Origin of the sequence: Humidesulfovibrio sp. (assembly GCF_031082295.1) — a bacterium.
GTDB lineage: Bacteria > Desulfobacterota > Desulfovibrionia > Desulfovibrionales > Desulfovibrionaceae > Humidesulfovibrio.
This window is the reverse complement of sequence record NZ_JAVHLD010000013.1, coordinates 17,630-38,477: the sequence shown is the minus strand read 5'-3', so window position 1 is coordinate 38,477 and position 20,848 is coordinate 17,630. Positions and strand designations below refer to the sequence as shown.

Genomic DNA, 20,848 nt, shown 5'->3' with positions numbered 1-20,848 from the left:
CATGGCTGTCAACACCACTCCGATTTACGCTGGCGTTGCTATTGGTAATCTGGTCAGTTTCCCCGCTGCTTCGTCCACGACCGAGGCAGACCTTACGACTGTTACCGCTGGTGTCGATCAGCGCATCGACAGCATCACCATCGCCACCGACGATACTGCTGTCGCGTTGTGCAACCTGTATCTGCACGACGGGACCAATGACTACCAGATCACGAATGTTCCGACTGCGATAACTGCTGGTAGCAAGTCTGATGGGGCCACTCCTCCGACGAACGTGCTCGGTCACGCGAACATGGCGGGCATCGTCCAGGCCGACATCGCCGGAAACAAGTTCCTCATCATCCCCGCTGGCTGGAAGTTGCGTGCGAAGTTCAACGCCGCGCTGACCTCTGGCAAGACCGCGTGGATTCAGACTCGCGGCTGGAAATTCGCAGATGCCTAGCCTCATCATGTCACCGCATGAAGGCGGCGGTGGCTGGCCCGGAGGGGTCGGGGGGATTCCTCCCGGTCCGCTGGGGACACAGTCGCTGTTCGGTGATGGCTCGGCCTTTGGCAACATCACCGGGGTGGTCAGCTACAGCGACGGCACCTGGACCGTCACTGGCTCGGCCACACTGGACATCGACACAATCACTGAGGCCGCTGTTCTCATGTGTAAAAAGCTCATTGTGGACGGCGGAACGCTCACGGTCAGCGCTAACTGCAAAGGGCTGATCGTATTTTCGTCTGTTTCGGTGGAGTTGAAAAACGGAGGAAAAATCAACATCGACAAGCTGGGCAAAGCCGGGAACTTCGGCAACGTCACCGTGTTTGACATCGTGCCAGCCTATATCCAGCGCAAGCTCAAGCGTAGTCTCGCGGGCTATATAGTTCTTGGGGAGGGCGCTGCTGGCGCTGCCGGATGGACAGCTTCAGGAGACAACAATGGGCATCCTGGGTCTGCGGCATCTGCTATGCAGACTGGCGGAGGTGCAACGGGCGCTCCACAAAGCGGTGGGACGGTATCAGTTGGGGCTGGCGGCAAGGGTGGTCCATGCTGCGGTGGAGCTGGTTCCGGTGGTGTTGCCAGCGTCCCAGGGCCTAGCGCGGACGCTGGTGCTTATGGTGCCACAGGTTCTGCGGGTCTTGGCGCAAATGCTGGCGGCGGTGCTGGCGACCCAGTTGGTGCTGGTACTGGCTCTCTTTCTGCTGGTACGGGGGCTGGCGGTGGGTTGCTGATGCTGTTCTCACCATTAGTATCTGTAGCCTCCGGGTGCATTATTAGTGCTGATGGGGCCAAAGGCGGGGGTAATGACAGCCGTATTGCTGGTAGTTCGGGCGGCGGCGGTGCGGGTGGCGGGTGCGTGGTCATTGTCACCGCCCCAGGCGGGTACAGCAATTTAGGCACTGTGCGGGCTTCTGGCGGTGTCGGGGGCCTTGGACGCATTGGGGACGACGGCGGTGCTGGCGGCGCTGGCTCGGTTAACATTTTCACGGCAGCATAGGAGGCTGGTAGCATGATACTTTTGCATCACCCGGAAGTGGAATTGTCGCGCGAGCTGCTGGCGCAGTTGCCAGAAGGTGTGGAAGTGATCGAAGGCGCTGGCGAGTACGCAGTTTCGGCCTTCCCGTCTGTTGTCGTGGATGTCCCTACATACACCGAAGAACGCCCTATGTTTGGCCCTGACGGTGAGTTCATGGGCATGGAAACAGTCACCATTGAGGCGCATCAGGAGCTGCTTCGTATGCCCGCTTCTTGGGATGCTGTGGAATCTTTTCTGGCTTTTGTTGAGGTCCGCGCTGCTGCCAACCCGCCTGTGTAAACTAGCGTTTATGTAGCCACTGAATGTAGCCACAGAAAAAAGGGCTTACGGTTTATGCCGCAAGCCCTTGATTTGTCTGGTCGGGATGAGAGGATTTGAACCTCCGGTCTCCGCGTCCCGAACGCGGCGCTCTACCAGACTGAGCCACATCCCGATGTGAGAGGTGGCATTTAGCTGAATCCAAAACAAAAGGCAAGCCTTCAGCGCCTGAATTATGCCCTAGAGTCTCTGGCCAAGCGCCGCCGAATACCCTTTGCCGTTGGACAACAACTCCATTTTGTGAGAGCATTAAGCGTTCGAAACATTGTTGGCGTAGTGTCAGCCACCCAAAGGAGACCTGTGTGATCAAGGTCGTTGTTGTCGATGATTCGGCTTTCATGCGCAAAGCCATCAGCACCATGCTTACCAAGGACCCAGAAATCGACGTTGTGGCAACAGCCCGCGACGGCGAAGAAGGCCTTGAGATGATCCGTAAGCATAACCCGGATGTTGTGACCATGGACATCGAGATGCCGCGCATGGACGGGCTCACCGCCCTGCGCCACATCATGATGGAAATGCCTCGTCCGGTGCTCATGGTCAGTTCCCTGACCAACGAAGGCGCCGAGGCCACTCTCAAGGCGCTGGACCTTGGGGCCGTTGACTTCATCCCCAAACAGCTGTCCAAGGTCTCGCTTGATATCGTCAAGATCGAGGCCAACCTTATCGCCAAGGTCAAGATCGTTGCCTCGCGCAAGATGCTGCATTCCAGGGCGCGTGTCTCAGCTCCCGTTGTGCGGACGCCACAGTACACGCCGTCCGCGTCCTCCGCCACGTCAGCTGCTGCGCCGCGGCCTTCAGTTGCGCCAATCCAGCCCAGCGGTTCGCCGAAGCGCGACGTGGTGGCCATAGGCGTTTCCACGGGGGGGCCGCCAGCGGTCCAGAAGGTGCTCTCGGCCTTGCCTGCAGACTTTCCTGCCAGCATCGTCATCGCGCAGCACATGCCACAGGCCTTCACCGGCCCTTTTGCCAAGCGTCTTGATGGCTTGTGCAAGATTAGCGTCAAGGAGGCCGAGCCTGGTGATCGCCTGAAGCCCGGCTGCGCCTTTATCGCTCCTGGCGGCAGGCATTTGATGATCAAGCAGATGATCAGCCGCATAGACCTCGAGATTACTTCCGAGCCTGCAAGCGCTCTTTACAAACCTTCGGCCAATGTGCTCATCGGCTCTGTTGCTGATTCCGTGGGGCGGCGCGCGCTGGGCGTCATTCTGACTGGAATGGGCAACGACGGCATGGAAGGCATACGCGCGCTAAAGCAGAAGGGCGGTCGCGCCCTGGCCCAAAGCGACGCAACTTGCGTAGTATATGGAATGCCAAAAGCCATAGTTGATGCTGGACTTTCCGACGAAATAGTTGATATTGATGATATGGCTCAAGCCATTATGAATAATCTGTATATATAGTGGAAGCTTCCGCGCCCAATAATGGCGGGCGCGTTGATCGAGTGAGCAAGATTCTGGGGGGGCGCGAGCAAATGACTGACTGTAAAGAAATCCTGTCGATGCTGACGAGTCCCGAGTCGGACGTGTTGCGCGAAGGGGCTTATCTGGCCGGTGAGGCCCACTGCGAGGATGCGGTCCCGCTACTCGTTGAGATGCTTAAGAGCAGCAATATTGGCGTGCAAGAAGCCGCTGACAATGCCTTGCGCATGATCGGCGGAAAAGAGGCCGTCAGCGGCGTCATTCCACTGTTGCAGTCTGATGAGGCTCCCGTGCGAAACGGCGCCATGGATATCCTGCGCGCACTTGGCGGGAAGGAACTGCAGCTGCTCATCCCGTTGCTGAAGGACGAGGATGTCGACCTGCGCATCTTTGCCAGCGACATATTGGGTTCGGCAGAAAATGTCATGGCGGTTGCGCCGTTGTGCGAAGCCCTGCTCAAGGACCCCGAAGTCAACGTGCGTTACCAGGCCGCGGTAAGTCTCGGCAGCCTGGGCATGCCTGAGGCCGCAAAGTGTCTGAACCAGGCCATGCGCGACGAGGAATGGGTTCAGTATTCGGTTATCGAGGCCCTTGCCAAGATCGGTCACGCCAGTTCCGTGGACGCCATGGTCAAGGCCATGAGCCATTCCTCGGAACTCGTTGTTTCCATGATTATCGACGCCCTTGGTGAGATGGGCAACGTCAAGGCCGTGACACTCCTGCTGAACCGTATGGAATCTTCGCCCACGGCCTTGCGCAACAAGATCGTCAAATCGATCGTGAACATTCTCGGCGCAAAGCTTGTGAACCTGCTTCCTAAGGCGGAGCGCGAGAATTTTCGCGAATACCTGCTTGTGGCGCTTGAGGACGAAGAGATCGAAGTTCAGGATGCCGCCATCCTCGGCCTTGCGGCCATGGGAGGCGACGACGCCGCAGCCGGCATCTTCCGCATCGCCAGCAAGCTTGATCCCGACAAGGATCAGGACCGCCTTGAGCGAATTCTTGGCAGTCTCTCGCGCATGGGACTAACTGAGATACTCCGTACCAACCTCCAGGGCGGCGATCAGGCCAAGGCGCTGCTCGCTGTAGAGGCCCTCTCCAGAGTCAACGATCCTGAGGTGGAAACCTGCCTCGTCAGTGCTTTCTGGGAGAACCAGGTGGCCGTCCAACGCAGCATAATCTTTGTGCTGGCGCGTATCGCTGGTCCCGAGGCCATCGACTTTTTCATGGACATTCTCGCGCGCCACCACGACGGCAAGGTGCTCAGGTCCGCAGCGAACTTCCTTGGCCAGAAGCTTCGTCATGCACCGGCTGCGGATGCCCTCTTCGCCATGCTTGACCACCAGTACGATGATGTAAAGGAGGCTGCGCTGGATGCCTGCGTTGCCATTGATGGCCCAGAAATGCAGCATCGCTTCCAGCAACTCTACCAGGGCATCGATCCGCTCAAGCGACTCATGTCCGTCTACGCGCTTGGCAAGATGGACGCTTCCGGGAACATCGATATTCTCAAGTCCGCGCTTGAGGATGAAAGTCCTGAGATTCGCAAGCATGCGCTCGAGGCCGTCGCCTCGCTTTGCCACGACTCGGAGGTCTGGCTCGAACTTTTGGTGACACGCCTGCTCGATGAGAACAGGGACGTGCGGCAGACCGTGGTGGAGATCATGGGCCAGTGCTTCTCCGCAGCTGCGATTCCTCATCTTCTGCACGCCCTGCACGACGATGACGACTGGGTCAAGGTGCGCGCACTCGAGGTCCTTGGTCAGCACAAGGTTGTTGATGCAATACCTGAAGTTGTTGAGCTTCTTGAGCACCCAAACAAGTTGGTGACAATTAGAACCATCGAGTGCCTTGGAAGCATCGGTGGCACTTCCGCCTTCCGCGCGTTGCTGGCCGTGTCCGGCAGCGAAGACTACGAGATCATGGAGGCCGCTGAGGCAGCCATAGCCAAGATACAAGACGACCAGGAGCGGGAGATATAGATGTCTGCTCTTTTTTCCACATCATCTGCGGTAGGCGGCGAACTTAAGATCAGCGATGCTGAATTTGTTCAACTACGAGACTTCATCTACGCTCAGTGCGGCATTTATGTTGCGGACAACCGCAAGTACCTGCTTGAGAATCGCTTGGCCAACAGGTTGAAGTTGTTGAACCTTAAAAACCTTGGCGAATACTATCATTACCTGCAGTATGACACCAACAAGAAGGCCGAACTCACCAAGCTTTTTGAGGTCATCACCACCAATGAGACGAGTTTTTACCGAAACCCGCCCCAGTTGAAGGTGTTTCAGGAGAATATCCTGACCGAAGTCATCGCCGAGTTGCGCAAGAAAGGCGACAAACGCCTCCGCATCTGGTCCGCCGGTTGCTCCACGGGAGAGGAACCCTACACACTGGCAATCATTGTGGCCGAGGTGCTCAAGGGCGAGTTGTCAAGCTGGGATGTGCGCATCACTGCCAGCGATCTTTCCGAACGAGTCCTCGAGGCCGCTCGCAAGGGTGTCTACAACGAGTACACCTTGCGCACCACGCCGAAGGAGCTTTTGCCGAAGTATTTCGACAAGGACGGTGAGAATTTCCGAATCAAGCCCGAACTGAAGCGACTCATCTCCTTCGGGCAGCTGAATCTCTCCGACCGTGTGGCGCTCAAACGCGTGGAACGTTCACAGATCGTGTTCTGCCGCAACGTTATCATCTATTTTGACGACGAGATGAAGAAGAAGGTCATCGGCGCGTTCTATGACAACCTGTTGCCGGGCGGGTACATGCTCATCGGGCACTCTGAGTCTCTGCACAACATAACCCGCTCGTTCAAGCCCATCCATTACCCCGGTGCGATCATGTACAAGAAGGAGGCCTGATGCCGACAGCAAAAGGCCTGCAACCGGGAGCAGGGTAGCGCATTGGCCGGCAGGGTTATTGCCATAGCGAACCAGAAGGGGGGGGTTGGTAAGACGACCACGGCCCTGACTTTGGGAGCGGCCCTGACGAGACTTGAGAAACGTGTGCTGGTCATGGATCTTGACCCGCACGCCAACGCCTCGGTGCATCTCTCCTACTTTCCAGAGACGCTTGAGGCATCGGTATACGATCTTTTTCAGGAACAGCAGGCGGATGGCGCGATCTGGGAGCGCATCCTCAAGCTGGGCACAGGCGGCGGATTTGATTTTGCGCCGGGCTCCATCAGGCTATCCGAGCTTGAGGTTGACCTGAAGGAGCGCAAAAACAAGGGTTTGATCCTGAACGTCGCCCTTGAGGACATGCGCGAGCGCTACGACTATGTATTGCTGGACTGTCCGCCTCATGTGGGCATTCTGCTTGTGAACGCGCTTGTTGCTGCCGATTTGGTGCTTATACCGATCCAGACGGATTTCTTGGCCTTATATGGGATACGGTTGTTGTTTGATACCATACGTCTTTTGAACCGGGTATTGCCGAGGCCTGTACGTTACATGGCCCTGCCGACAATGTTCGATCAGCGAACGGCGGCTTGCAGGCGAATTTTGCGGATAATGCGTGACAAGCTGGGCGACAAGGTTCTGGAGACAGTGATACATTTCGATACAAAGTTTCGTGAGTCCAGTGCAGGCGGCAAGGTGATTTTCGATGTGGATCCCAAGGCGCGTGGCGCTGTGGAATATCTGAACCTGGCAAGAGAGATAGTGCGCAATGAAAACGCCTGAACAATACTTTGTCGAAGATGTCCGGCTGCCCGATGTCACCGACCCTGGGCGCACGTTGACCAATGCCGAGGAAGCCTTTCTTGACAAGTACCTTGGCGTGGATCGTGAGAAGGTTCTGGCGCAAGCCCGAAGGCTCGATCCGCGCGGCGAGGACTCTCTTTCAGGCTTCTCATCATCTGGCGAAGGCAACGCCGTGGAGCATTCCGATGAGCAGATGCGCAGCCAGGCGAACATTCGCCTGGTGAGCTTCTCTCTGATGGGCCGTGAATATGCTCTGCCGATCACGGTGATCCAAGAGGTGATCCGTTACGTGAAGCCGACAAAATTGCCCGCCGCTCCGTTTTTCATGCCGGGCATCATCAATTTGCGCGGGCGCGTGACGCCTTTGGTGAGCCTTCGAATGCTCATGGGCATACCGGGCGACCAGGAAGATCGTTTTATTGTTGTTTGCAGGCACCGGGGTTTGCAGATCGGTCTCGTTATCAATGCCGTGTCCACCATGTATCTCGCCTCTGGCGACGAGCTTGAATGGAACGTTGAGGGCAACGTGGGCGTATCCGCACATTTGCTCATGGGGCTGTACAAATCCGGTGAACGATTGATCAGCATCCTTTCCATCGATAATTTGGTTCAAGGAGTACTCCAGGGGGGAGGTTCATCTCATGCCTAAACATATTCTCATAGTGGACGAGTCTAAGACTGTAAGGAACCTCGTCGCCTTCATCATGAAGAAGGAAGGTTTCCGCGTGACCACGGCTGAGGATGGATTGGATGGGCTTGAGAAGCTTTACGCTGAAGATCAGGTCGACCTGATCGTCAGCGATGTGAACATGCCGCGGATGGACGGCTTCACGTTCATCAAGAATGTTCGCGAGCAAGAGGCTTACAGGGATATCCCGATCATTGTCCTCTCGACAGAGGGGCAGGAGAAGGACATCCAGACCGGACTGACCCTGGGCGCGAATTTGTACATGGTAAAGCCGGCGCAGCCGGAGAAGATGGTCCGCAATGTGAAGATGCTTCTGGGCTAAAGCTCGGAGGTGAACGTTCCGGCTCTGCAATGACGTTCATTGCAAGGCGGACACATGAGATCAGGCAGGTACTCGATGAGCCAAGAATATCTAGATCCGGAGATACTCTCTGACTTCTTCGTTGAAGCCAAAGAGCACCTTGAGACCATCGAGCCGAACCTTCTCGAGTTGGAGAAGAATCCGGAAAATCTTGGTCTTCTGAATGAAATCTTCAGGCCGATGCACTCCCTCAAGGGTGCGTCCGGGTTTCTTGGACTGCACAAAATTAATGGCCTTGCTCACAAGGCTGAGAACATCCTTGATGAATTGCGGCAGGGGGCAATGGCCGTCAATTCGGCCATTATGGATGTTATTCTTTCCGCCACAGACGCTCTGCGCCAGATTGTCGAGAACCTTGAGACTACCGGTCGCGAGGGGGAGGTGGACACCTCGTCCATCATTGAGCGCATTGAAAGCATTCTCGCTGGCGAGGCATCCGCTCCAATGGCCGAGGCACAAGCTAAGGTCGAAGAGTCCGAGGCTGAACCCGTTGACGTTGCTGAGGATGCCGCAGCAGAGACTGTTGATGCCGCTGGCGAAGTGGATGAACTTTCAGCCCTTGAGGCTGAAGCTTCAGATGAGCAGATTCCCCAGGTTTCCGCAGGGCCGCTGAACATCCGTTGGCAGAATGTGCATCTGGCGCCAAGCCCTGATTTTGACCAGACACCCTACGTTTTGACCACTGTTGGTGAAGGACACCTTAACGATTTCCTTGAAGAATCGCGTGACCTTGTTGGCAGCCTGAACGAGGGACTGCTCGAACTGGAAAAGAACCCCGATGGCGGAGGGGAACTTGTCAACGATATCTTCAGATATTTCCACAACATCAAGGGTAACAGCGGCATCATCGGCTACAAGGAGCTCAATGCGCTGACTCATGAGGCCGAAACGCTTCTCAATCGCGTGCGCAAGGGTGAAATGCGCACCAGCCGCGCCGTCATCGACCTTCTCTTGGCCGTGGTGGACCTCATTGAAGAACTTCTCGGCCGCATCGAGGTCGAGGGCATGAAGGCCACACCGAAGGATATCTCGGTCATGGCCGCAGTCCTGCAAGCAACCACTGAAGCTGGTGAGCTCGCGGTTCCTGAACAATATCGCGCCATGCTCGCGCCTGATTCCGTGGCTGGCATGGATGAAACTTTTGTCGCGCCTGTTGAGGAGACACCTCCCGCAACCGAAGCAATGGTTGAGGGCGCCAAGGTGACAGAAGAAGTCGTTGAAGCAGTCCCGGTTTCATCGTCCAGTGATTATGATGCTGAAGATATCGACATATTTGAGCAAACAGTTCTGCATCAGCTCAAGAGCCTGGACATGGCGCTCGACATGCTGCGCCAGGATGCCTCGCAGCGCGACATCATTGACGGTTTGTACCGAAGTTTGACGACTCTGCAAAACTCTAGCGGCTACATGGGACTTGCAGATATCAAGGGCTATTCCGAGCGTACTGCTGGACTTGTTGACCAGGCTCGCAAGTCTGACCTCGGGTTCGACCTCATGCTCGACATCCTGTCCCAGGAAATATCCATCCTGAAGGACATGATCTTGAAGGCTTTGGCGGACATTAAGGGGGTGCCGAAGGAAGCTCTTGCGTCAGCCGCGGAGGCAGAGAGTCCTACAGAAACGACACCTGCTACATCCGAGCCTAAGCCTGAACCTAAGCCCGAACCTAAGCCCGAGCCTAAGCCCGAGCCCAAGCCCGAGCCTAAGCCCGAGCCTAAGCCCGAGCCCAAGCCCGAGCCCAAGCCAGAACCCAAGCCCAAGCCCGCGCCCAAGCCCGCGACTGCGGCAGCTCCCAAGCCAGTTGCTCCCGGCACCCCGCCCCCAACCGCCGCGCAGGCCGCTTTCGAGGCCGGACAGCCTCAGCAGAAGGGTGCCACCACCATCCGTGTGGATCATGAGAAGCTGGACCACCTGATGAATCTCATCGGTGAGCTTATCATCAACCGCAACCGTTATTCCATGATCGCTCGTGCCTTGGCCGAAGGGCTTGAGGATGTCGGTGACGTGGCGCAGCAACTCACCGAAACGACCTACGCCATGGCGCGCATCTCCGACGACCTTCAGGACACCATCATGAAGGTGCGCATGGTGCCTGTGCATACGGTGTTCTCGCGTTTCCCGCGCCTCGTGCGCGACCTCTCCCGCAAGAGCGGCAAGCAGGTGGAGCTCATCACAGAAGGCGAGGAAACCGAACTCGACAAGAGTGTGGGCGAGGAGATCGGCGATCCGCTGGTGCACCTTATCCGGAATTCACTGGACCACGGCTTGGAGCCTGAGGACGAGCGCATCGCTGCGGGCAAGAATCCCAAGGGCCATGTGTGGCTGCGGGCCTACCACAAGGGCAACTCAGTAGCCATTGAAGTCGAGGATGACGGACGCGGCATTGATCCTGAAAAGATGCGCATGGTCGGCGTGAAGAAGGGTCTGTGCACGGCAGAGGAGGCCAAGCTCCTTGATGACCGCCAGGCCGTGGACCTCATCTTTGCGCCGGGCTTCTCCTCAGCGGAAAAGATCACCGACGTGTCCGGCCGAGGCGTGGGCATGGACGTGGTGAAGACCAACATCAAGAACCTCAAGGGCAACATCCAGATAAACACCGAAGTCGGGCGTGGTACGCGCTTCACCCTGACCCTGCCCCTGACTCTTGCCATCATCGACGCACTCATGGTCCGTGTGGGCGAAGGCACTTACGCCATTCCCCTCGACGCCGTCAGCGAGACAACAAAGATCGAGGTCGAGCGCTTGAGCGAGGTCAACCACCGCAAGGCGCTGACCCTGCGAGGCGAAGTCTTGGGCATCATCGAGCTCTCCGAGCTCATGGGCTTGCCGGGCAACCCTGAGAACCGCGAGATCCTGCCGGTTGTCATCATTCACGACAACGAGCGTCGGCTTGGCGTCGTGGTGGACAAGCTTCTGGAACGTCAGGAGATCGTCATTAAGCCCCTTGGCCAGTACCTGAACAGCTTCGAGATCAACGGCATCTCTGGCGCCACCATCATGGGCGATGGCTCCGTTGTCCTCATCCTTGACCCGCACGAAGTCTATCGGCTGGCCACGGCCACCACAAAGCAAGCCGGCCACGACTAGGCGTGACAAGACTCAATGAGATTGCATGGGGGCAGCCTTCGGGCTGTCCCCTTTTCTTTGATCGAGTTGCCGAGGAGTTTAGCCAGCGTAGAAGTGCAGCAGGGCAGCCGAGAGCGCGCAGGTCAGGGCCATCCAGATCAGCGCTAGGGCGCCATGCACCTTAAGAGTGCTTGAGAAGGGTCGCTTGCTCCGCGCGAGCAATCCCCACATTGCGCAGGACAAAAGGACGCTGACTCCACAGGTAATGAGCAAGAGGCGCACGGCCTGGGCTTCTTCCGGCGGTCCGGGCATGGCGGTAAGCCGTCCCCAAAGTGCAGGAAGAAACGAAACCGCCAGCAGGGCAGAGCGCAGCGTGGATCGCGCCGCCAGACGCATGGCATGGGAAAAGGCGTCACGACCAAAGGGTTCGCGATCACGGCGCAGCAGCAGGTACTCAAGGCTCCAGGCTCCGGCGCACATGGTCGCAGCCAGTGTGCTGGCCAGAACCGCGGCCCAGAGCAGTGGGGGCGTCGAGGTCATGTCCGGCAGAATGAGCCTGGCTATGGCGATGCCGTCTTCAGGGCTCGCGGCGAGCACGGCCTGGGCCTGGGCTGCGAGATCGCGCAACAGGGAGAGCGCTAGCCAAAGGATGGCCACGGCCAGCAAGGACAAGGCTGCGGCTGGGGGCAGCGAATTCTCGCGATGCGGGCGGTACGAACTGCGCGAGAAGCGCAGGACGAGCAGAGAGACACAATATGAGGCTATAGCGAGTGTGGTCAACGCTGGCGCCATCGGCGCGGCAAGCACCCAGTCCCGGAGCCATGGCAATCGGTACAGGGCAAAGCCTGTGGATGAGGCGAGCACAAGACTGGTAATCACCGAGCATGTGAGGGCCATGCGCAGCAGACGCCTGGCGTAAGCTTCAGGGTGTTGAGTCCCGCGCACTTGGCCAACCGTCAGGCAGATGGTCGCAAGGATGGGCGCGCCAAGGGCCGCCAAGCCAAAAAACAGGAAGAAGGCCGGAGCGGCCATGGCGGCGGGAATGCGCAACAGATCGGCTATAGGCATGCGTTCCTCTGTTTCTTCATGTTCTACAAACCCTTTGCCGTATTTCCAAGGCACAGGCAAGTTGCGGTGTTCAGACAGCCTCTAGAGATTCTTGCCAAAACTCATTGTCTGGCCTAAGAGGTGGTGAACAGGAGAGTTTCATGCGCCATAAAGCCCTTATCGTTTCCATGCTCGTCTTGTCCCTTAGCGGCTGCGCGGGCAAGATGGACGCCAAGCGCGGTTTGAGCGAGGAATGGCGTTTGCGCAGCCTGGAGGAGAACTTCCTTAACTTCAAGGAGGGGCAGCGCGAGCAGGAGGAGCGGGGACGCGACCAGCAGCGCAAGCTTGCCGATCGCATGAAGGCCGTTGAAGAATCTGTTCAGCGCATGGAGCAGCAGCTGGGATCAGGCGGTGTTGTCGCTCCGCAGAAGCACGCCGAAACCGTCACCTCCCCAATGACTTCGGCTCCTGCCGTGGTTCATGCCCAGCCGGAACCGCCCCAGACGGAATATGCCGCAAGTCCGGCACCGGCCACGACTGGCGCAGCACCCAAAGGTTCTTCCCTGTATACTGAAGGCATGACCTTGGTGACTGCCGAGCATGCGGCTGAAGGCCGTAAGCTTCTTGAGGAGTTCCTCGCCTCGGAGCCCGGCAGCGTGCTCGTTCCCAACGCCCTGTACTGGATTGGCGAGAGCCACTACGTTGAAAAGAACTACCCTCAGGCCATCCTGTCCTTCAAGGAAGTGACCAGACGCTATCCAAAGCACCACAAGGCCGCTGCCGCCATGCTCAAGATCGGCATGGCCTACGCCATGCTTGGTGAAAAGGATAATGCATCGCTCTACTTGCGCGCGCTTCTGCAGGATTTTCCGAAGTCTGAGCCTGCGCCGGCGGCACGCAAGAAGCTCGCGGAGCTGGGACGTTGAACTCGGCGGCTCTACCCGGGCCGCCATTGGCGCTTGCATGTCCCTGAACGCTGCCAAAGAATTTTTTTCTTGCCTGGCACTACGGCATACGCCGGGCCTCGGTCCTCGTTCCTGGAAGAGCGTTCTGTCAGGATATGACAGCGCTTTTGAGGCCGTTTCCGATGCTCGAAACTGGCCCTCCAAAAAACTTCTCCCCAAGAATCGCACAGAGGCCTTCCTTGCGGAACCCTGGCGTCCCGGCGCTGAGGCCGAGTATCGTGCCGCCCGGAACTTCGGCGCCCGCGTCATTACCTGGTTCGACCCCAAATTCCCCAAGCGCCTGCGCGAGATTCCAGATCCCCCCGCGTTGCTTTACGTCCAAGGCGATGTGAGCCTGCTGCGAAATCCGTCCGTCGCCGTCGTGGGAGCTCGGGAATGCACCCTCCTTGGCTTGCAGTCGGTTGAGCGCATAAGCTCGCAACTTTCCCGCTTCGGCATTACTGTTGTGTCCGGGCTTGCCGCTGGCATTGATCGTCAGGCGCATCTGGCGGGGCTTTCCGGCATCGGCAGCTCCATTGCAGTGCTTGGGGCAGGCCTCGACGTACATTATCCGCCAGAGAACGAGGACGTGCGCCAGGCGCTTGAGAACCACGGGCTGGTTGTCAGCGAATTCGGTCCTGGAACAAGGCCTGAAGCCCGCAATTTTCCATACCGCAACCGCATCATCAGTGGCTTGTCCCTCGGTGTTCTGGTGGCTGAGGCCGCAGCACGTTCCGGGAGCCTCATCACGGCGCGTCTGGCCACGGAGCAGGGGCGCGAAGTCTTTGCCCTGCCAGGCCCCCTCGGCCAGCCCACCTTCGCCGGTTGCCACAGGCTCATCAAGCAGGGTGCGGCCTTGGTGGAGAACGCGGAAGATATCGTGCGCACCTTGCGCTTTCAGTTCAGCGCGGAACTGGCCAGCGTTCCCAAATCCTTGCCGGAGCAGTCTCCTTCAGCCTTGGCGCGGTCGGTCGGAATCTCTTCCGCTCCAGCGAAGTCTGCCATGGCAACGGCCTATCCGCGTCCAACGTCTGCGCCGCCGGCTACGCCGCCCATCCCAAAGGCCTTGCCGGAGAATCTGACGGATGACGAGAAGGTTCTGCTTTCCAGCCTGAGCGCTGAAAGCAAGGCGCACATTGATTCACTCATCCAGTCCCTTGGCTGGGAGAGCCACGTTGTGAGCCGCAAGCTCCTGGTGCTCGAAATGCAGGGGCTTGTCCGCCAGTGGCCGGGCATGTACTATAGCCTCTCGTGACACATCCCCGCATCCTTCACGTTCTGGAGCATTCATGCAGAAGATACCCCTGTCCCTCGCCAAGCCGGGCATGAAGCTGGCCAAGGCCATCACAAAGGCCAACGGCATGGCCATTGTCGGTTCCGGCATGGAGCTTACCGAGGCCCTTATCGACCGCCTGGACGGCATGGGCATAGACAAGATTTTCGTCGTTGGCGACGCCGTGGCGGCAAGCCAGAATCCGTCCGAACGCGTCGTGAGGCTGGATCATCTCTTCCGCCGCCTTGGCGACGACCCCTACATGGTCAAGGTCAAGGCTTACCTGCGCGAATATTTCACCATCAAGGCCGCCGCAGACGCGGCTTCGGCCGGACAGGGCAAGGGCTAGGGCATGGACGAGGATCTCAAGACAAGCGCCAAGGGCAAGATTCTGTCCATCCGCGACCTCCCCACGCTCCCTAAAGTGTTGGGTGAAGTGTCGAAGCTCGTGGAGAACCCCAACACCACCATCGAGGCCATCGCCAAGGTCATCTCGCGTGACCAGGTGCTCTCGGCCAAGGTGTTGAAGATGGTCAACTCGCCGGTTTACGGTTTTCCGGGCCGCATCAGCTCCATCCAGCACTCGCTCGTGCTTCTGGGCATCAACGTCATCCGCGGTGTCATCATCTCCACCTCGGTCTTCGACATCATGGCCAAGGCCATGGAGGGCCTGTGGGAGCACAGCGTGGGCTGCGCTCTGGCCACGGGCCTCATCGCGCGCAAGGCCGGCCTCAAGGACCCTGAGGAGTACAGTGTTTGCGGGCTGTTGCACGACCTCGGCAAGGTTGTTGCCGCCGTGCAGCTGCCGGAGCTGCACAAGGCCGTCGGCGAGACCGTGCGCAGCCAGGATCTGCGCTGGCTGGAGGCCGAGAAAGCCGTGCTGGGCTTCGGGCACGACCGCATCAACTCCTGGCTGGCCGAACACTGGCACCTGCCTCCGACAATCAAGGAAGCCATTGGCTCGCACCATTATCCCGAGCGCGCGCAACTCTATCCGATGCATGCCGCTGCGGTGCACCTTGGCGATTTCGTTGTCCGCGTCTTCGAGTACGGTTCCGGGGGCGACGACCAGGCAGTGCCCTTGTCTCCCCAGGTGCTGAAGACCCTGAACATCAAGTTTTCGGACCTGGACAGCGTGCTGGACAGCTTCGCCGAGAACCTGTCCGAGGTTTCCGGTGTCAACTTCGCACCCGAGGACGCCATGGCGTCTGGCGGAAAGGCCTAACCACGGAGAACTCCTTGGCCCACATGCTCTTCCACCGCCAGCAGCGTGGCATCCTGCTCTCTCCGGACCCGGAGCTCGCGGCACTGTTCCGCAGCCTCTGGGACCCCTCCGACGTGGAGTGGACAATCATTGATCGCGGTCGGCGTGCCATGGAGATCATCTTCAACGAGCCTCCAGACATTCTGGTGGTGGACAACCGTCTGTCCGACATCCCGAGCACCGAGGTCGCAACCATCGTCAAAAGCGAGAATGTGTACCGCCAGTTGCCGGTGATCTTGTGCCTGGATGCCGACGACCTGGAAAAGCCCTGGAACTGGAACGAGATCGAGGCGGACGACTTCCTTGTGCGGCCTTTCCAGCCGAACCAGGCTCGCGAGCGTGTGCACTTGACCCTGTGCCGGGCATCGCGCGCAATGGACGCCAACCCGCTGACGAAGCTGCCGGGCAACACCAGCATCATTAGCCGCATCCAGGATCTGATCGACCGCAAGGACGACTTTGCCCTGGCTTACTGCGACCTGGACTACTTCAAGTCCTTCAACGACAAGTACGGCTTCTCTCGAGGTGACGAGGTGCTCATGATGACCGCCCGGGTCATCGTCAACACCATCCGCGGCTTCTCCGGCGTGCGCAGCTTTGTGGGCCACGTGGGCGGCGACGACTACGTCTTCATCGTACCCGGTGAGATTGCCGAGGAAGCCTGCAGGCGCGTTGTGGAGGCCTTTGACGGCATCGTCCCGCATTTCTACGATGAGGATGACCGCGAGCGCGGCAGCATTGTCTCCACTGACCGCCAGGGCGAAATCCGCACCTTTCCGTTGATGGCCCTGTCCATCGCCGTGGTGTTCAACACCGGCGGCCGCCTCAAGCACTATGGCGAAGCCTCGGCCATCGCCATGGGGCTCAAGAAAAAGGCCAAGGAAAACGTGAAGAGCTGCTATGTCCTCGACAGGCGCTCAGCGGACTAACCCTGGCGCGGATCTTCCGGAAGTCTGCCAGGGCTTCCTCGCGTTTCTTGAGATTGAGAAGGGCTATTCCGCCGCCACGGTGCGCGCCTATGCCGCCGACCTTGACCAGTTCGAAGCCTTCCTGGCTGCTCGCCGCGCACGCAGCCTCAAGGATTATGAGTCCATAACCCGAGAGGATGCCACTGCCTTTCTGGCCGAGTTGCACCGGTTGCGCCTGAAGAAGTCCAGCATGTCGCGCAAGCTCTCGAGCCTGCGTTCCCTCTTCACATATCTGCTGAAGAATCAGCTGCTCCAGAAGAATCCGCTCTCGGGCCTGCGCAATCCCAGGCAGGAAAAGCGGCAGCCACGCACGCTCAATGTCGACCAGGCCGTGGCCGTCATGGAGGGGCAGGTCGCTCCCGGCGCCCTTGGTCTGCGTGACCTGGCCCTTGTGGAAGTGCTGTACGGGTCAGGACTCCGCGTGAGCGAGGCTTTGTCTCTCACCACTGACGACGTGCGCACGGACAGGGGGTTTGTCCGCGTGCGTGGCAAGGGCAACAAGGAGCGGTTGGCACCATTGAGCGAGGCCGCACGGGAACGTTTGGTAGAGTACTTGCGCATACGCCATGAGATGGTGCCGGATGTGAGCCAGGAGTCCTTGTTTGTGGGCGTGCGCGGCGGCCCGCTGACGCGGCGCGAGGCCCAGCGCATCGTTGCGAGGTTGGCGGCAGGGGCGGGCATCGGGCAGGATGTGCATCCCCATACCCTGCGCCACAGCTTCGCCACGCACCTGCTCCAGGCCGGTGCAGACCTGCGAAGCGTACAGGAGATGCTGGGCCATTCCCGGCTGTCTACCACCGAACGCTATACGCACCTGGATTTGCGGCGCATCATGGAAGTGTACGACAAGGCCCATCCGCATGCCGGAAACGCAGGCGAGGATGCGACCGACAAGCAAAGTCAGGACTAGCATCCAGCAAATGGCGCCAGGAGAAACGATGCCTCTCGTCTTGAATGCCAACGAAATTATTCTTGTTAGCGCCTGCTTGGCCGGAGAGGCCTGCCGTTACGATGGAAGCTCTGCTCCGCAGCAGGAGATTCTGCGCCTTGCCAGCCTTGGGCGGGTGATAGCGGTCTGCCCGGAGGTCCTGGGCGGGCTTGGCACCCCGCGCAATCCCGTGGAGCTGCGTGAAGGCCGCGCCATAGACCGCTCCGGCGATGACGTGACAGGGGCCTTTCTCGCTGGCGCGCACAAATGCCTTGCCCTCGCCCAGGAGGCTGGTTGCCGCCGAGCAGTGCTCAAGGCCCGTTCCCCGTCCTGCGGGGCAGGCATGGTATACGACGGGTCTTTCAGCAGCAAACTCGTCCCCGGCGATGGGATGCTGGCGGCCTTGCTGCTGTCGTCTGGCATTGAAGTCCTCAGCGAAGAAGACTTGTAACCACCTTGCAGGTCGGCTTGGCGAAAAGAACAGGCCCCCGCGATGGTCTCGCAGGGGCCTGAATTGTTTTGAGGAGAAGGAAGAGGCTAGACGTCGGCGGTTTCCGACACAGCAGGGCCAGAGTTCAGCAAACCCGCGCGCTCAAGCAGGTGGAACACAAGCGACAGGATCATGCCGACCACCGTGGCCAGCGCCATGCCCTTGAGCTGCACCGTGCCCAGCTTCACAGCAGCGCCGCTGATGCCGACGATGAACGTGATGGCCGTCAGGATCAAGTTGATGGGCTTGGAGTAGTCCACCTTGCTCTCCACAAGCATGCGGATGCCCGAGGCTGCGATGACGCCGAACAGCAGGATCGACACGCCGCCGATGACTGGAACCGGAATGGACTGGATGAAGGCCGAGAGTTTTCCGACGAAGGCAAGGAAGATGGAGATCACAGCCGCACCGCCGATGACCCACACGGAGTACACGCGGGTGATGGCCATGACGCCGATGTTCTCGCCGTATGTTGTGGTGGGCACAGAGCCGAAGAAGCCGGAGAGCACTGTGGACACGCCGTCGCTCATGAGCGAGCGGTGCAGCCCGGGATCCTTCACCAAGTCCCTATCGACGATGTTGCCGGTGACCACCAGGTGACCGATGTGCTCGGAGATGACCACCAGTGCCGCCGGGATGATGATCAGCACGGCGTTGATGTCGAACTTGGGGATGTACATGGTGGGCATGGCAATGATCGGCGCGGCAAGCATGGCGTCGAACTTGACGACGCCGAGGCCGAGGGAGGTGGCGTAGCCCGCGGCGATGCCCACAAGCACGGGAATGACAGCCATGAAGCCCCGAAAGATCAGTGAGCCGAAGGCCACGGTCATCAGCGTGACCATGGAGATGATGACAGCGTTCATGTCATAGCCGCCGGTCTTGGCATCGGGCATGATGCCCGCCATGCCGGTGGCCACGCCTGCCAGTTCCAGCCCGATGAGCGCCACGATGGGACCCATGGTAGCCGGGGGAAGCACGGTCTTGATCCAGTCAGAACCGAATTTCCAGATGATGAGTGCAACGAGGATGAACATGCAGCCGGAGGCGATGAACCCGCCCAGCGCATAGGAGTAGTTGCCGCCCCAGAGTTCCTGGTTTGTGCCCAGCACCACGAAGACTGGCGAGAGAAAGGCGAAGCTGGAGCCCAGGAAGGCAGGCGCCTTGCCCTTGCACAAAAACAGGTAGATCAGCGTGCCGATGCCGTTCATCAAGAGCACGATGGCCGGGTCGATCTTGAACAGGGTCGGCACCAGAACGCTCGCCCCGAACATGGCAAAAAGATGCTGGAAGCTTAGAGGGATACCCTGAAGAAAGGGGACCTTTTCCTCGACCTGGATGATTCTGTTAGCCATTGGGGGTGCGCTCCGTTGTTTGTGGGTGCGTGCAGAAAATTGCCGAACTGTCCGCGCTATTTCGTGCCGAAGATCTTGTCGCCGGCGTCGCCAAGACCCGGCAGGATGTAGCCCTGCTCGTTCAAGCGATCGTCGATGGAGGCGCAGTAGATTTCAATGTCCGGGTGCTTGTCCATGATGCGTTTGATGCCCTCGGGCGCGGCCACCAGGAACAACCCTCGGATTTGCTTGCACCCGGCCTTTTTCAAGAGGTCGATGGTAGCGTCAAGCGTGCCGCCTGTGGCAAGCATGGGGTCAAGAATGATCGCCATGCGCGCTTTGATGTTGCGGGCGAGTTTGACATAGTACTGCACCGGCTGGAGCGTGTCCTCGTTGCGGTAAAAACCGACAACGCTGACCTTGGCGCCGGGGATCATGTCCATGACGCCGTCCATCATGCCCAGTCCTGCGCGCAGAATGGGCACCACGGTGATCTTTTTTCCCTTGATGCGCTCAGTCTCAACCTCGCCAGCCCAGCCCTTTATCATGCGCTTCTCAACCTCAAGATCCTTGGTGGCCTCGTAGGTAAGAAGACGCGCAATTTCTTTCGTCACATCGCGGAAAAGGCTTGTGGAGACATCATGCTTGCGGAGCAGGCCAAGCTTGTGCTTGACCAGCGGGTGATCGACCACGTGGACGGCCATGGGAATTCTCCTTGAGGTTGAGGCGAAGCGGATTTGTCCAACCGCAACGTTGTAAAAAGCAGCCCCTGTCAGGTCAAGAGGGGAGAAAGGAAAAGCTGAGATTTCCTGGAAGAGATAGAGCAAAATGGAAAAATCGATAGCTGATGCGGCGTGTTGATGATCTGCACAAGTCACCCCTCAGGTTGTTGGGGATCAAGCGCAAAAAAACGGCGCGCCCAGGTCGGACGCGCCGTAGATTTCATTACCTTTGATGAGTGTCGTGTCTACACTTCGAAGCGGCGAATGCTGATGATGGAGATGGGGTCCTGGGGAACGTCGCCGTGGCCCATGTAGTTCTTGGTGCGAACGGTGCTGATCTTGGTGGCCACGTCCTGACCCTCGGTGACCTTGCCGAAAACGGCGTAACCGTAGCCCTGCGGGTTCGGTGCGGTGAAGTTCAGGAAGTCGTTGTCCTTCACGTTGATGAAGAACTGGCTGGTGGCGCTGTGCGGATCCATGGTGCGCGCCATGGCCAGGGTGAAGCCCAGGTTGGGCAGATCGGCGCTGGCCTCGTTCTTGATGGGAGCCTTGTTCTTCTTCTCGCGCATCATCATGTCCATTCCGCCGCCCTGGATCATGAAGTTCTTGATGACGCGGTGGAAGATGAGCCCGTCATAGAATTCCTCGTCCACGTAGGAGAGGAAGTTGGCGACGGTCTCGGGAGCCTTGTCGGCGTAAAGTTCCACAAGCATTTCACCCATGGAGGTCACGATGAGCACAGTGGGATTGGACATTCTTTCTCCTTGGTCCGCGAGGCACGGGGGGCGCCAGGCGGT

General features: G+C 58.9%; 22 protein-coding genes and 1 tRNA gene. 17 read left to right on the top strand and 6 right to left on the bottom strand.

Annotated features, from left to right (window positions below):
- The first annotated feature begins 1 nt into the window (after nucleotide 1).
- Complete coding sequence (locus RDU24_RS08765; protein ID WP_308735365.1) at nucleotides 2–442, top strand: hypothetical protein; 441 nt, start codon at nucleotides 2–4, stop codon at nucleotides 440–442.
- A gap of 132 nt (nucleotides 443–574) precedes the next feature.
- Here the strand turns inward: RDU24_RS08765 and RDU24_RS08760 are convergent, their stop codons facing one another.
- Nucleotides 575–817 carry a hypothetical protein gene (locus RDU24_RS08760; RefSeq protein ID WP_308735364.1) on the bottom strand — a complete coding sequence of 81 codons (243 nt, stop codon included), beginning with the start codon at nucleotides 815–817 and terminating at the stop codon, nucleotides 575–577.
- 107 nt (nucleotides 818–924) lie between these two features.
- Here RDU24_RS08760 and RDU24_RS08755 point away from each other — a divergent pair, with 107 nt between their 5' ends.
- The gene (locus RDU24_RS08755; protein WP_308735363.1) at nucleotides 925–1,218 is read left to right on the top strand and encodes a hypothetical protein; all 294 of its coding nucleotides are present in this window, start codon (nucleotides 925–927) and stop codon (nucleotides 1,216–1,218) included.
- Between the two features lie 278 nt (nucleotides 1,219–1,496).
- Complete coding sequence (locus tag RDU24_RS08750; protein WP_308735362.1) at nucleotides 1,497–1,802, top strand: hypothetical protein; 306 nt, start codon at nucleotides 1,497–1,499, stop codon at nucleotides 1,800–1,802.
- A gap of 77 nt (nucleotides 1,803–1,879) precedes the next feature.
- On the opposite strand, the gene RDU24_RS08745 is transcribed toward RDU24_RS08750, so the two are convergent.
- A tRNA-Pro gene (locus RDU24_RS08745) sits at nucleotides 1,880–1,956 on the bottom strand.
- 187 nt (nucleotides 1,957–2,143) lie between these two features.
- On the opposite strand from RDU24_RS08745, the gene RDU24_RS08740 reads away from it, so the two are divergent.
- The 7 genes from RDU24_RS08740 to RDU24_RS08710 all read left to right on the top strand — a co-directional run bounded on the left by RDU24_RS08740 (nucleotide 2,144) and on the right by RDU24_RS08710 (nucleotide 11,102).
- Nucleotides 2,144–3,244, top strand: coding sequence for a protein-glutamate methylesterase/protein-glutamine glutaminase (locus tag RDU24_RS08740; protein ID WP_308735361.1), 1,101 nt, complete (start codon nucleotides 2,144–2,146; stop codon nucleotides 3,242–3,244).
- 41 nt (nucleotides 3,245–3,285) lie between these two features.
- Nucleotides 3,286–5,244 (top strand): HEAT repeat domain-containing protein, encoded by a 1,959-nt coding sequence (locus RDU24_RS08735; protein ID WP_308735360.1) that lies wholly within the window; start codon nucleotides 3,286–3,288, stop codon nucleotides 5,242–5,244.
- Nucleotides 5,245–6,123: a CheR family methyltransferase gene (locus tag RDU24_RS08730; protein WP_308735359.1), complete on the top strand. Its 879-nt coding sequence runs from the start codon at nucleotides 5,245–5,247 to the stop codon at nucleotides 6,121–6,123. It abuts the gene before it with no gap.
- Between the two features lie 42 nt (nucleotides 6,124–6,165).
- Nucleotides 6,166–6,945, top strand: a complete 780-nt coding sequence (locus RDU24_RS08725) for a ParA family protein (RefSeq protein WP_308735358.1) — start codon at nucleotides 6,166–6,168, stop codon at nucleotides 6,943–6,945.
- Nucleotides 6,932–7,615: a chemotaxis protein CheW gene (locus RDU24_RS08720; protein ID WP_308735357.1), complete on the top strand. Its 684-nt coding sequence runs from the start codon at nucleotides 6,932–6,934 to the stop codon at nucleotides 7,613–7,615. The genes RDU24_RS08725 and RDU24_RS08720 overlap by 14 nt, the downstream gene beginning before the upstream one ends.
- Nucleotides 7,608–7,976, top strand: a complete 369-nt coding sequence (locus RDU24_RS08715; protein ID WP_308735356.1) for a response regulator — start codon at nucleotides 7,608–7,610, stop codon at nucleotides 7,974–7,976. Before RDU24_RS08720 ends, RDU24_RS08715 begins: the two co-directional genes overlap by 8 nt.
- Nucleotides 7,977–8,051: 75 nt before the next feature.
- Nucleotides 8,052–11,102, top strand: coding sequence for a chemotaxis protein CheA (locus RDU24_RS08710; RefSeq protein ID WP_308735355.1), 3,051 nt, complete (start codon nucleotides 8,052–8,054; stop codon nucleotides 11,100–11,102).
- Nucleotides 11,103–11,180: 78 nt separating this feature from the next.
- Here RDU24_RS08710 and RDU24_RS08705 read toward each other — a convergent pair whose 3' ends face one another.
- Nucleotides 11,181–12,149, bottom strand: coding sequence for a hypothetical protein (locus RDU24_RS08705; RefSeq protein ID WP_308735354.1), 969 nt, complete (start codon nucleotides 12,147–12,149; stop codon nucleotides 11,181–11,183).
- A 140-nt stretch (nucleotides 12,150–12,289) separates the two neighbouring features.
- Between RDU24_RS08705 and RDU24_RS08700 the strand changes: the two genes are divergently transcribed.
- Genes RDU24_RS08700 through RDU24_RS08670 form a run of 7 tightly spaced genes read left to right on the top strand, consistent with a single transcriptional unit; the run spans nucleotide 12,290 to nucleotide 17,956 of the window.
- Complete coding sequence (locus tag RDU24_RS08700) at nucleotides 12,290–13,054, top strand: tetratricopeptide repeat protein (RefSeq protein WP_308735353.1); 765 nt, start codon at nucleotides 12,290–12,292, stop codon at nucleotides 13,052–13,054.
- Entirely contained in the window at nucleotides 12,960–14,327 is a 1,368-nt protein-coding gene (dprA, locus tag RDU24_RS08695; RefSeq protein ID WP_308735352.1) for a DNA-processing protein DprA, read from the top strand. The genes RDU24_RS08700 and dprA overlap by 95 nt, the downstream gene beginning before the upstream one ends.
- A gap of 34 nt (nucleotides 14,328–14,361) precedes the next feature.
- Nucleotides 14,362–14,694 (top strand): hypothetical protein, encoded by a 333-nt coding sequence (locus RDU24_RS08690; protein WP_308735351.1) that lies wholly within the window; start codon nucleotides 14,362–14,364, stop codon nucleotides 14,692–14,694.
- Between the two features lie 3 nt (nucleotides 14,695–14,697).
- On the top strand, nucleotides 14,698–15,570 hold the full coding sequence (locus RDU24_RS08685; RefSeq protein ID WP_308735350.1) for an HDOD domain-containing protein: 873 nt from the start codon (nucleotides 14,698–14,700) through the stop codon (nucleotides 15,568–15,570).
- A 23-nt stretch (nucleotides 15,571–15,593) separates the two neighbouring features.
- Nucleotides 15,594–16,538 (top strand): GGDEF domain-containing protein, encoded by a 945-nt coding sequence (locus RDU24_RS08680; RefSeq protein ID WP_308735424.1) that lies wholly within the window; start codon nucleotides 15,594–15,596, stop codon nucleotides 16,536–16,538.
- On the top strand, nucleotides 16,510–17,487 hold the full coding sequence (locus tag RDU24_RS08675; protein WP_308735349.1) for a tyrosine recombinase XerC: 978 nt from the start codon (nucleotides 16,510–16,512) through the stop codon (nucleotides 17,485–17,487). The genes RDU24_RS08680 and RDU24_RS08675 overlap by 29 nt, the downstream gene beginning before the upstream one ends.
- Nucleotides 17,488–17,515: 28 nt before the next feature.
- Nucleotides 17,516–17,956: a DUF523 domain-containing protein gene (locus RDU24_RS08670; RefSeq protein ID WP_308735348.1), complete on the top strand. Its 441-nt coding sequence runs from the start codon at nucleotides 17,516–17,518 to the stop codon at nucleotides 17,954–17,956.
- Nucleotides 17,957–18,042: 86 nt separating this feature from the next.
- Here the strand turns inward: RDU24_RS08670 and uraA are convergent, their stop codons facing one another.
- The 3 genes from uraA to RDU24_RS08655 all read right to left on the bottom strand — a co-directional run bounded on the left by uraA (nucleotide 18,043) and on the right by RDU24_RS08655 (nucleotide 20,806).
- Nucleotides 18,043–19,350 carry a uracil permease gene (uraA, locus tag RDU24_RS08665; protein WP_308735347.1) on the bottom strand — a complete coding sequence of 436 codons (1,308 nt, stop codon included), beginning with the start codon at nucleotides 19,348–19,350 and terminating at the stop codon, nucleotides 18,043–18,045.
- 56 nt (nucleotides 19,351–19,406) lie between these two features.
- Nucleotides 19,407–20,033, bottom strand: coding sequence for a uracil phosphoribosyltransferase (upp, locus tag RDU24_RS08660; protein ID WP_308735346.1), 627 nt, complete (start codon nucleotides 20,031–20,033; stop codon nucleotides 19,407–19,409).
- A 263-nt stretch (nucleotides 20,034–20,296) separates the two neighbouring features.
- Nucleotides 20,297–20,806, bottom strand: coding sequence for a peptidylprolyl isomerase (locus RDU24_RS08655; protein WP_308735345.1), 510 nt, complete (start codon nucleotides 20,804–20,806; stop codon nucleotides 20,297–20,299).
- Between the last annotated feature and the right edge of the window lie 42 nt (nucleotides 20,807–20,848).

Coding starts and splice junctions, on each gene's coding strand:
- RDU24_RS08765 (WP_308735365.1), top strand. CDS start 2: ATGGCTGTCAACACCACTCCGATTTACGCTGGCGTTGCTATTGGTAAT.
- RDU24_RS08760 (WP_308735364.1), bottom strand. CDS start 817: ATGTCAAACACGGTGACGTTGCCGAAGTTCCCGGCTTTGCCCAGCTTG.
- RDU24_RS08755 (WP_308735363.1), top strand. CDS start 925: ATGGGCATCCTGGGTCTGCGGCATCTGCTATGCAGACTGGCGGAGGTG.
- RDU24_RS08750 (WP_308735362.1), top strand. CDS start 1,497: ATGATACTTTTGCATCACCCGGAAGTGGAATTGTCGCGCGAGCTGCTG.
- RDU24_RS08730 (WP_308735359.1), top strand. CDS start 5,245: ATGTCTGCTCTTTTTTCCACATCATCTGCGGTAGGCGGCGAACTTAAG.
- RDU24_RS08720 (WP_308735357.1), top strand. CDS start 6,932: ATGAAAACGCCTGAACAATACTTTGTCGAAGATGTCCGGCTGCCCGAT.
- RDU24_RS08715 (WP_308735356.1), top strand. CDS start 7,608: ATGCCTAAACATATTCTCATAGTGGACGAGTCTAAGACTGTAAGGAAC.
- RDU24_RS08710 (WP_308735355.1), top strand. CDS start 8,052: ATGAGCCAAGAATATCTAGATCCGGAGATACTCTCTGACTTCTTCGTT.
- RDU24_RS08705 (WP_308735354.1), bottom strand. CDS start 12,149: ATGCCTATAGCCGATCTGTTGCGCATTCCCGCCGCCATGGCCGCTCCG.
- RDU24_RS08700 (WP_308735353.1), top strand. CDS start 12,290: ATGCGCCATAAAGCCCTTATCGTTTCCATGCTCGTCTTGTCCCTTAGC.
- dprA (WP_308735352.1), top strand. CDS start 12,960: ATGCATCGCTCTACTTGCGCGCGCTTCTGCAGGATTTTCCGAAGTCTG.
- RDU24_RS08690 (WP_308735351.1), top strand. CDS start 14,362: ATGCAGAAGATACCCCTGTCCCTCGCCAAGCCGGGCATGAAGCTGGCC.
- RDU24_RS08685 (WP_308735350.1), top strand. CDS start 14,698: ATGGACGAGGATCTCAAGACAAGCGCCAAGGGCAAGATTCTGTCCATC.
- RDU24_RS08680 (WP_308735424.1), top strand. CDS start 15,594: ATGCTCTTCCACCGCCAGCAGCGTGGCATCCTGCTCTCTCCGGACCCG.
- RDU24_RS08675 (WP_308735349.1), top strand. CDS start 16,510: ATGTCCTCGACAGGCGCTCAGCGGACTAACCCTGGCGCGGATCTTCCG.
- RDU24_RS08670 (WP_308735348.1), top strand. CDS start 17,516: ATGCCTCTCGTCTTGAATGCCAACGAAATTATTCTTGTTAGCGCCTGC.
- uraA (WP_308735347.1), bottom strand. CDS start 19,350: ATGGCTAACAGAATCATCCAGGTCGAGGAAAAGGTCCCCTTTCTTCAG.
- upp (WP_308735346.1), bottom strand. CDS start 20,033: ATGGCCGTCCACGTGGTCGATCACCCGCTGGTCAAGCACAAGCTTGGC.
- RDU24_RS08655 (WP_308735345.1), bottom strand. CDS start 20,806: ATGTCCAATCCCACTGTGCTCATCGTGACCTCCATGGGTGAAATGCTT.